Origin of the sequence: Dolichospermum circinale AWQC310F (assembly GCF_000426925.1) — a bacterium.
Taxonomy (GTDB): domain Bacteria; phylum Cyanobacteriota; class Cyanobacteriia; order Cyanobacteriales; family Nostocaceae; genus Dolichospermum; species Dolichospermum circinale.
Genome location: NZ_KE384697.1, coordinates 1 through 6893, shown reverse-complemented (window position 1 = coordinate 6893; position 6893 = coordinate 1). Strand labels below are relative to the sequence as shown.

8 protein-coding genes and 1 pseudogene are annotated in these 6893 nt (G+C 37.2%); 7 read left to right on the top strand and 2 right to left on the bottom strand.

The window, feature by feature from the left end:
• Nucleotides 1-135 precede the first annotated feature (135 nt).
• The 6 genes from leuD to ACIR310F_RS0116225 all read left to right on the top strand — a co-directional run bounded on the left by leuD (nt 136) and on the right by ACIR310F_RS0116225 (nt 4446).
• Nucleotides 136-744 carry a 3-isopropylmalate dehydratase small subunit gene (gene leuD, locus ACIR310F_RS0116250; RefSeq protein WP_028084739.1) on the top strand — a complete coding sequence of 203 codons (609 nt, stop codon included), beginning with the start codon at nt 136-138 and terminating at the stop codon, nt 742-744.
• 108 nt (nt 745-852) lie between these two features.
• Nucleotides 853-1326 (top strand): EVE domain-containing protein, encoded by a 474-nt coding sequence (locus ACIR310F_RS0116245; RefSeq protein WP_231387573.1) that lies wholly within the window; start codon nt 853-855, stop codon nt 1324-1326.
• A 119-nt stretch (nt 1327-1445) separates the two neighbouring features.
• Complete coding sequence (locus tag ACIR310F_RS0116240) at nt 1446-2009, top strand: hypothetical protein (RefSeq protein ID WP_028084737.1); 564 nt, start codon at nt 1446-1448, stop codon at nt 2007-2009.
• A gap of 215 nt (nt 2010-2224) precedes the next feature.
• Nucleotides 2225-2710, top strand: a complete 486-nt coding sequence (locus ACIR310F_RS0116235; protein WP_028084736.1) for a hypothetical protein — start codon at nt 2225-2227, stop codon at nt 2708-2710.
• A gap of 127 nt (nt 2711-2837) precedes the next feature.
• Entirely contained in the window at nt 2838-3230 is a 393-nt protein-coding gene (locus ACIR310F_RS0116230; protein WP_028084735.1) for a DUF2358 domain-containing protein, read from the top strand.
• A gap of 43 nt (nt 3231-3273) precedes the next feature.
• Nucleotides 3274-4446 (top strand): TRC40/GET3/ArsA family transport-energizing ATPase, encoded by a 1173-nt coding sequence (locus ACIR310F_RS0116225; RefSeq protein WP_028084734.1) that lies wholly within the window; start codon nt 3274-3276, stop codon nt 4444-4446.
• Nucleotides 4447-4565: 119 nt separating this feature from the next.
• Here ACIR310F_RS0116225 and ACIR310F_RS0116220 read toward each other — a convergent pair whose 3' ends face one another.
• Nucleotides 4566-5408 carry a tetratricopeptide repeat protein gene (locus ACIR310F_RS0116220; protein ID WP_028084733.1) on the bottom strand — a complete coding sequence of 281 codons (843 nt, stop codon included), beginning with the start codon at nt 5406-5408 and terminating at the stop codon, nt 4566-4568.
• A gap of 479 nt (nt 5409-5887) precedes the next feature.
• Nucleotides 5888-5971 (bottom strand): annotated as a pseudogene (locus tag ACIR310F_RS27485) (RNA-binding protein); the annotation flags it as partial.
• 352 nt (nt 5972-6323) lie between these two features.
• Between ACIR310F_RS27485 and ACIR310F_RS0116210 the strand changes: the two are divergent.
• The gene (locus ACIR310F_RS0116210) at nt 6324-6770 is read left to right on the top strand and encodes an SRPBCC family protein (protein ID WP_028084732.1); all 447 of its coding nucleotides are present in this window, start codon (nt 6324-6326) and stop codon (nt 6768-6770) included.
• The last annotated feature ends 123 nt before the right edge of the window (nt 6771-6893 follow it).

Sequence of the window (6893 nt, the reverse complement as noted above, 5' to 3'; positions counted from 1 at the left end):
AAACCAGAATTGAGTCCCAAAAAAATCTCTCTCAAACTCTGAAAAATCTTGTGGGGTGGGCATCCTGCCCGCCCAAACCAGAATTGAGTCCCAGATATTCCTTTGTGTCCTTCGTCCCTTCGTGGTTAATTAATTATGGTAAGTGAAGTCAAACAAATATCCAGTCAAGCCGTCCCCCTGCTTGGTAACGACATAGATACCGACCGAATTATACCCGCCCGCTACTTAAAAGCCATTACCTTTGACGACCTAAGAGAGGGGGTATTTGTGGACGACAGAAAAGCCTTAAACGGTGAACACCCATTTGACCAAATCCAATACCAAGGGGCAAATATCCTCATAGTTAACCGCAACTTTGGCTGTGGTTCGTCAAGGGAACACGCACCCCAAGCCCTGGCCAAATGGGGAATAAAAGCCCTTATTGGTGAAAGCTTTGCGGAGATATTCTTTGGTAATTGCGTGGCCATGGGGATACCATGCGTAACGGCTGAAGCAGAGGTAGTTAAACAACTGCAAGAATTAGTTATGGCCAATCCTCAAGCAGTTCTTACCATAGATTTGGAAAAATTGCAAGTGGAAATTGGTGATTTTACTGCCTCGGTTGTTATGAGTCAAGGCACAAGAAGCGCCTTTATTAGTGGAACATGGGACGCTTGCGGACAGTTGGTAGCAAATGCTCAACAGGTAAAAGCAACTGCGGCCAAATTACCTTACATTGCTTGGGGTAATTTGGCCACGAGTTAGTCGCTGTTTGTCTCTGAGGTTGTTTTTATCGAACCACAGAGGCACAGAGGACACGGAGGAAAGAGGTGGAAAAGGAATTTTTGGTCATATTGATTTAATTATTATGAGATGAATAGAATTAATTATTGGTTAATGAAGTCAGAACCAACGGTTTATAGTATTACTGATTTACAGCAGGAAGGTGAGACTATTTGGGATGGTGTGCGTAATTATCAGGCACGGAATTTTTTGAGACAAATGCAAGTAGGAGATTTAGCATTTTTCTATCATTCTAATGCTGAACCGCCAGGAATTTTTGGCTTAATGAGAATTGTGAAAACTGGCATTATTGACCCTACACAATTTGATGTTAACAGTAAATATTATGATGCTAAATCAAGCCCTGAATCTCCCCGTTGGCAAACTGTGAAGGTGGAATTTGTAGAAGTTTTTAATCATCCTCTTTCACTATCAACACTCAAAACAAAATTTAAAGATGATGAATTATTAGTAGTCAAAAAAGGTAATCGTTTATCAGTAAATTCTATCATGGAATCAGTGGCAACTAGGATTTTAGAAATGGGAAGGGATATTTATATTTAGATAGCCTAAAAATCCTCAGCCACTCCACCTCTGTGTCCTCTGTGCCGGAGTGGTTCGATAAAAAATATAATTCATCTACCCAAAAAGCGTTAACCTAGATCTAAAGTTCACAAATAATTATGACACCAGAAGAAATAGCGGGTACATTAACGGAGTTATTTAGCGTTGAAGTTGTAAAATCTATAGCCCCTGGTTCTTGGCAAGTAGAAACTACTGATTTTCGATTATTGGTGCTACTTTCAGAAGATCATACTTGGTTGCGGGTATTACTGCCAATTATGCCTTTACAAGAGGCTACAGCATTTCTCACGCAGTTTCTAGAGGCTAATTTTGATGATACTCAAGAAACACGCTACGCCGTTTATGATGGGGTAGTGTGGGGAGTGTTCCAGCATAATAGTGGCACTTTGAGTAATGCAGATTTTACTAATGCGATCGCTCGTCTGATATCATTACATCAAACTGGTGTCAATGATGTTTTTAATAATTTGGTGGAAATTCGTATCCGCGAAATTATTAAAACAGCGAAACAACAGGGACAATCTCTAGAAGCTACTATGCAAAATCTAGACCGTTTTTATGCAGAAGGATTATTAGGAGATATTGACCAAAATCCCCAAGGACGAAAGGAGGTTTTAGCGGCTTGGAGACGACAATTAGAAGGTCTTTGGCAGGAAATGTAATTGAAGTAACAAGGAAATAGAATATCTATTCAGAACTTCTATTTCCTGCTATTTATTACTAACGCCGTCAATTCACAATTAAGAATTAAACAGGCAGATTACACAAGTCTATTACCAGCAATTATTGAGGCTTTGACCGTCAATAATTTACCAATGTTGAGGAGAGAATTTGACTTCTCAAAATTTTTTTAAACATCATTTCCCGAATCCAGATCATGACCCTTGCACAAATCCAAACTCAAATCAAAAACCAAGTAGCTAAAATCGAAGAACAGCAACAAGCTTTATTCGATTCTCAAAAAGAATTATCTTTGCTTTTAGAGCAGAAAAAAATCATGCAACAAGTCGCATATAGAAAGATTAAAGAAGCAGCGCAGTTATTAAAAGCAGCACAAGCTGATTTAGAGTATACAACTGAAGAGATCATAGACATCACTAAATCAGAAATGATCAGCCCTGAAGCAGAAAATCAGTTAAAAACTTTAGAACAACATAACCAAAATAGTTTAACTTTAGGGAATGGAAAAATTGAGTTAGAAAAATCTGGATTTAGTATCGCAGAAGGTCAAAAAGAACTGGTGAATGCTATTACCGAGAAACTGGACGATTTTGAATTTGCTTTATCCCGTTTACCCGTGGAAGAAAGAGATTATGCTAGAGTAAAACTACAGTCTGTAATCGGTAATTTCATCAACAAGTAATAAGTAAGTAGGTGAACGGAAAACCCCCAACACAAGTAACCAAAAGTAAAGTCGCCTAAAACCTGTTCCCTGTTCCCTGTTCCCTTGTTATAACGACAATTTTTAACGCGAACCTACTTTACAATTTATGGATATTATAGAAACCCTCAAAGCTGATTATCAAAGATTTCCTGTCAATCAAACTTACAGCATTTATGCCCAAGATGTTTATTTTCAAGATGCTGTTTTTAAGTTTCGAGGACTGGAACTTTACAAATGGATGATTAAATTTATTCAGACTTTTTTCCTCAATCTTAAACTGGATTTACATAACATCCAATCTCAGGCAGAAATTATTAAAACTGAATGGACTATGAGTTGGAATTCTCCCCTACCTTGGAAGCCTTATATTTCCGTTTCTGGCTGGAGTGAATTACGTTTGAATGCTGACGGTTTAATTGTTTCTCATATTGACTATTGGTACTGTTCTCGTTTAGATGTAATTAAGCAGCATTTCATTTCTTTGAAAAAACCATCATAATGTAAATAAATGTAAATAAACTTCAGGCAGTAAGGAATCATTGATGCGAGTAATTTTAATGACCGGGAAAGGTGGCGTGGGTAAAACCTCCGTGGCCGCAGCCACTGGACTCCGTTGTGCAGAACTGGGCTATCGGACATTGGTTTTAAGTACAGACCCTGCCCACTCCCTGGCCGACAGCTTTGATATAGAATTAGGACATGATGCCCGTCTCGTACGTCCTAATTTGTGGGGTGCGGAATTAGACGCACTGCAAGAATTAGAAGGTAATTGGGGGGCTGTGAAACGCTATATCACCCAAGTTTTACAAGCCAGGGGTTTAGACGGCATACAAGCGGAAGAATTGGCGATTTTACCGGGCATGGATGAAATTTTCGGCTTGGTGAGAATGAAACGTCATTATGATGAAGGAGAATATGATGTTTTAATTATTGACTCTGCCCCCACTGGTACAGCATTAAGACTGTTAAGTTTGCCGGAAGTTGGTGGTTGGTATATGCGTCGTTTTTACAAACCCTTCCAAAATATTTCCGTTGCCCTCAGACCACTTGTAGAACCTATTTTTAGACCCATTGTTGGTTTTTCTTTACCAGATAAAGAGGTAATGGACGCACCCTATGAATTTTATGAGCAAATTGAAGCTTTGGAAAAAGTTTTAACTGACAATACTCAAACCTCTGTGCGTCTGGTGACGAATCCTGAAAAAATGGTAATTAAAGAATCTCTTCGCGCTCACGCCTATCTAAGTTTGTATAATGTAGCCACAGATTTAGTGATTGCTAACCGAATTATTCCCCAAGAAGTAACAGATCCTTTTTTCCAACGGTGGAAGGAAAATCAAGAACAATACCGTCAAGAAATTCATGATAATTTCTTACCTCTTCCAGTCAAAGAAGTACCTCTATACTCTGAAGAATTGTGTGGTTTACCAGCTTTGGAAAGGTTGAAAGAAACCCTCTACAAAGATGAAGATCCAACTCAAGTTTATTATCAAGAAACTACAATCAGAGTTGTCCAAGACAAAAACCAATACAGTTTAGAACTGTATTTACCTAACATTCCTAAAAGTCAAATTCAACTGAAAAAAACTGGAGATGAGTTAAACATCACTATTGGTAATCATCGCCGTAATTTGGTATTACCTCAAGCTTTGGCCGCACTGCAACCAGCAGGGGCAAAAATGGAAGATGATTATCTAAAAATTCGCTTTGCTTGAAGCGTCTAAATTTTTAGACACCCGACTCTTTAAGTAAGTCGGGTATCTGTTTATTTATGCAAGAAAAATATGAATTATCTCTAATTTTGTGCTGTTTTACGTAAGTCCTGAAATCTCAATTATCGTCCCAATTCTTCAATGTTCTTCATTGCTTGTTGATACAAGTCCTTATTTCCTTCTTTATCAAAGATAGCTGCTGCCCGTTGTAGGTCTTTTAATGCCCCCCTTTTATCGCCAATTGCGGCATAGGCGTTACCTCGATTATTAAAAGCAGAACCAAGATTAGGATTAATACGAATTGCTTCATTATAATCAGATATTGCTTTTTGCTGTTCTCCTCTAGATGCGTAAGCATTACCACGATTGTTATAAGCTACAGCATATTCCTGATTGATCCGAATTGCTTGAGTATAGTCCTCTAAAGCCCCGTTTTTATCACCTTGGTTTGCACGAGCATTACCTCGATTGTTGTAAAATTCGGCGGATTTAGGCTTGATGCTAATAGCTTGATTATAATCTGCGATCGCTCTTATATAATCCCCAATAGATGAAAAAACATTACCACGATTATTGTAAGCTTCCGCATCATTGGCATTTAAACGTAATACCTGATTATAATCGGCGATCGCTCCCTCTTTATTACCAGTATCAAAATAAACTAATCCCCGACCTTTAAATGCTGGTGCATATTCAGGATTAAGACTAATTGATTTACTATAGGCAGCAATGGCCGCTTGATAATTACCTTTAAAATGTTGAGTTTGTCCCTGAACATAAAATTCCGCATATTTGGATGTTTTTCCTATCTTTCGATTTGGGGTAGTTGCTGATCTTTCTGTCACTAAAATATCTTGATTATTACTACAAGAAATGCAAATTATCCCACTAACAATGGTAAGCATTGCTATAGTAAATGCTTGGTTTATCTGTCGCTGTTTATGTGTCAATAACTGCCATTTCATAATTTACTATAAATCGCTATGATACTTGGAGTAAATCATTTACTAAATTGCTGACTTAATTCTGGAGTATTTTAGCTTTTTGATGAAATTAAATCTAAATGATCAGATTTCCTGACCTTATCGTCAATTGGTAAATAATTTTATTCAGCTAATCACCCGATACTAATAAATGTTGACAATATTATCCTTTATATCTAGATTATTTATATTATTACTAAACTATCGCTGATAATTCTGTCAATTTTATGAGCATTTTAAAAAAAATTTCATACCAGTATAAGTATTTGTATTTGAATATTATTCATATTAATCCTCCTCACATTCTTGATTTCTAGGCTTTATTTTCCCATAGGGATTTTGATCAAAATTTACAGCAAATTTTTACTGTCCATTAAAAAAGCTCAGGTATTTATTCCTGAGCTAATGATAAACTTAATTATCCTAGAGGGGGATATTTTTCTCACTGAAATCCATAGATACTAATAGCAATTACGACCACTACCACCAAAATAACCACGATCTTCTTTGGGTTTGGCCTTATTTACTTTCAAATCACGTCCCATCTACAGCAGTTTCCGATATTATGAGGTACAGATATTAATGATAAAAATTTTGTGGTGCGGGCATCTTGCCCGCTAAAATTATAGCTCATTCAAATGAAATTTACTGTAATATGCGCCATCAATATTACTTCTCAAACTCCACTATCATATAAAAAATGGATATTTAGCCCAGAAAATTAAATAAATTTATCAAAAAAATTGATCAAAGATTTTTTCACTTTACAATTAGCGATCGCAGTATAAGATATTCTGAGCATTCTCTGATATTTTAATGAATTTAGAGCCACAATAACCATCTATTTTCGTTATTTTCAGCAGTTTAGGCTACAGGCTAAATTTTAGGTTTTTGTTCATGTTGCACTTTAAACATTCCTCAATCATTAACGCACCAGTAGAAGTAGTTTGGAAATTTCATGAAAGGCCAGACATAATACAATTACTCACCCCACCTTGGCAACCTGTACAAGTAGTCAGACGTGAGGGAGGACTAGAAGCCGGTGCAATTACCGAATTTCGTCTTTTTCTGGGCATTTTACCCTTAACTTGGTTAGCACGTCACACAGACTATGAAAAATATCGTCTGTTTACCGATAAACAAATATCTGGACCCTTTGAGTCCTGGATACATCGTCATGAATTTACGGAAGAAAACGGCAAAACTAGATTAACTGATCATATCACCTATGCCATGCCTGGGGGTAATGGAGTGGAATTTATGAGTGGTTGGTTAGTACAAGCACAGTTAGAAGTCATGTTTCGCTATCGTCATTATGTGACTAAACGCGAATGTGAAAAGTAAAGACAAAAAAACGCCCCCCTTACGGAGAGCGTTTTTTATTTAACTAGACTCTAGTTATTAACCGTTGATTGCAGGAGCGCTCAAAGCAACAGGAGCAACATCAGCAGCAGCCAAGTCTAGGGG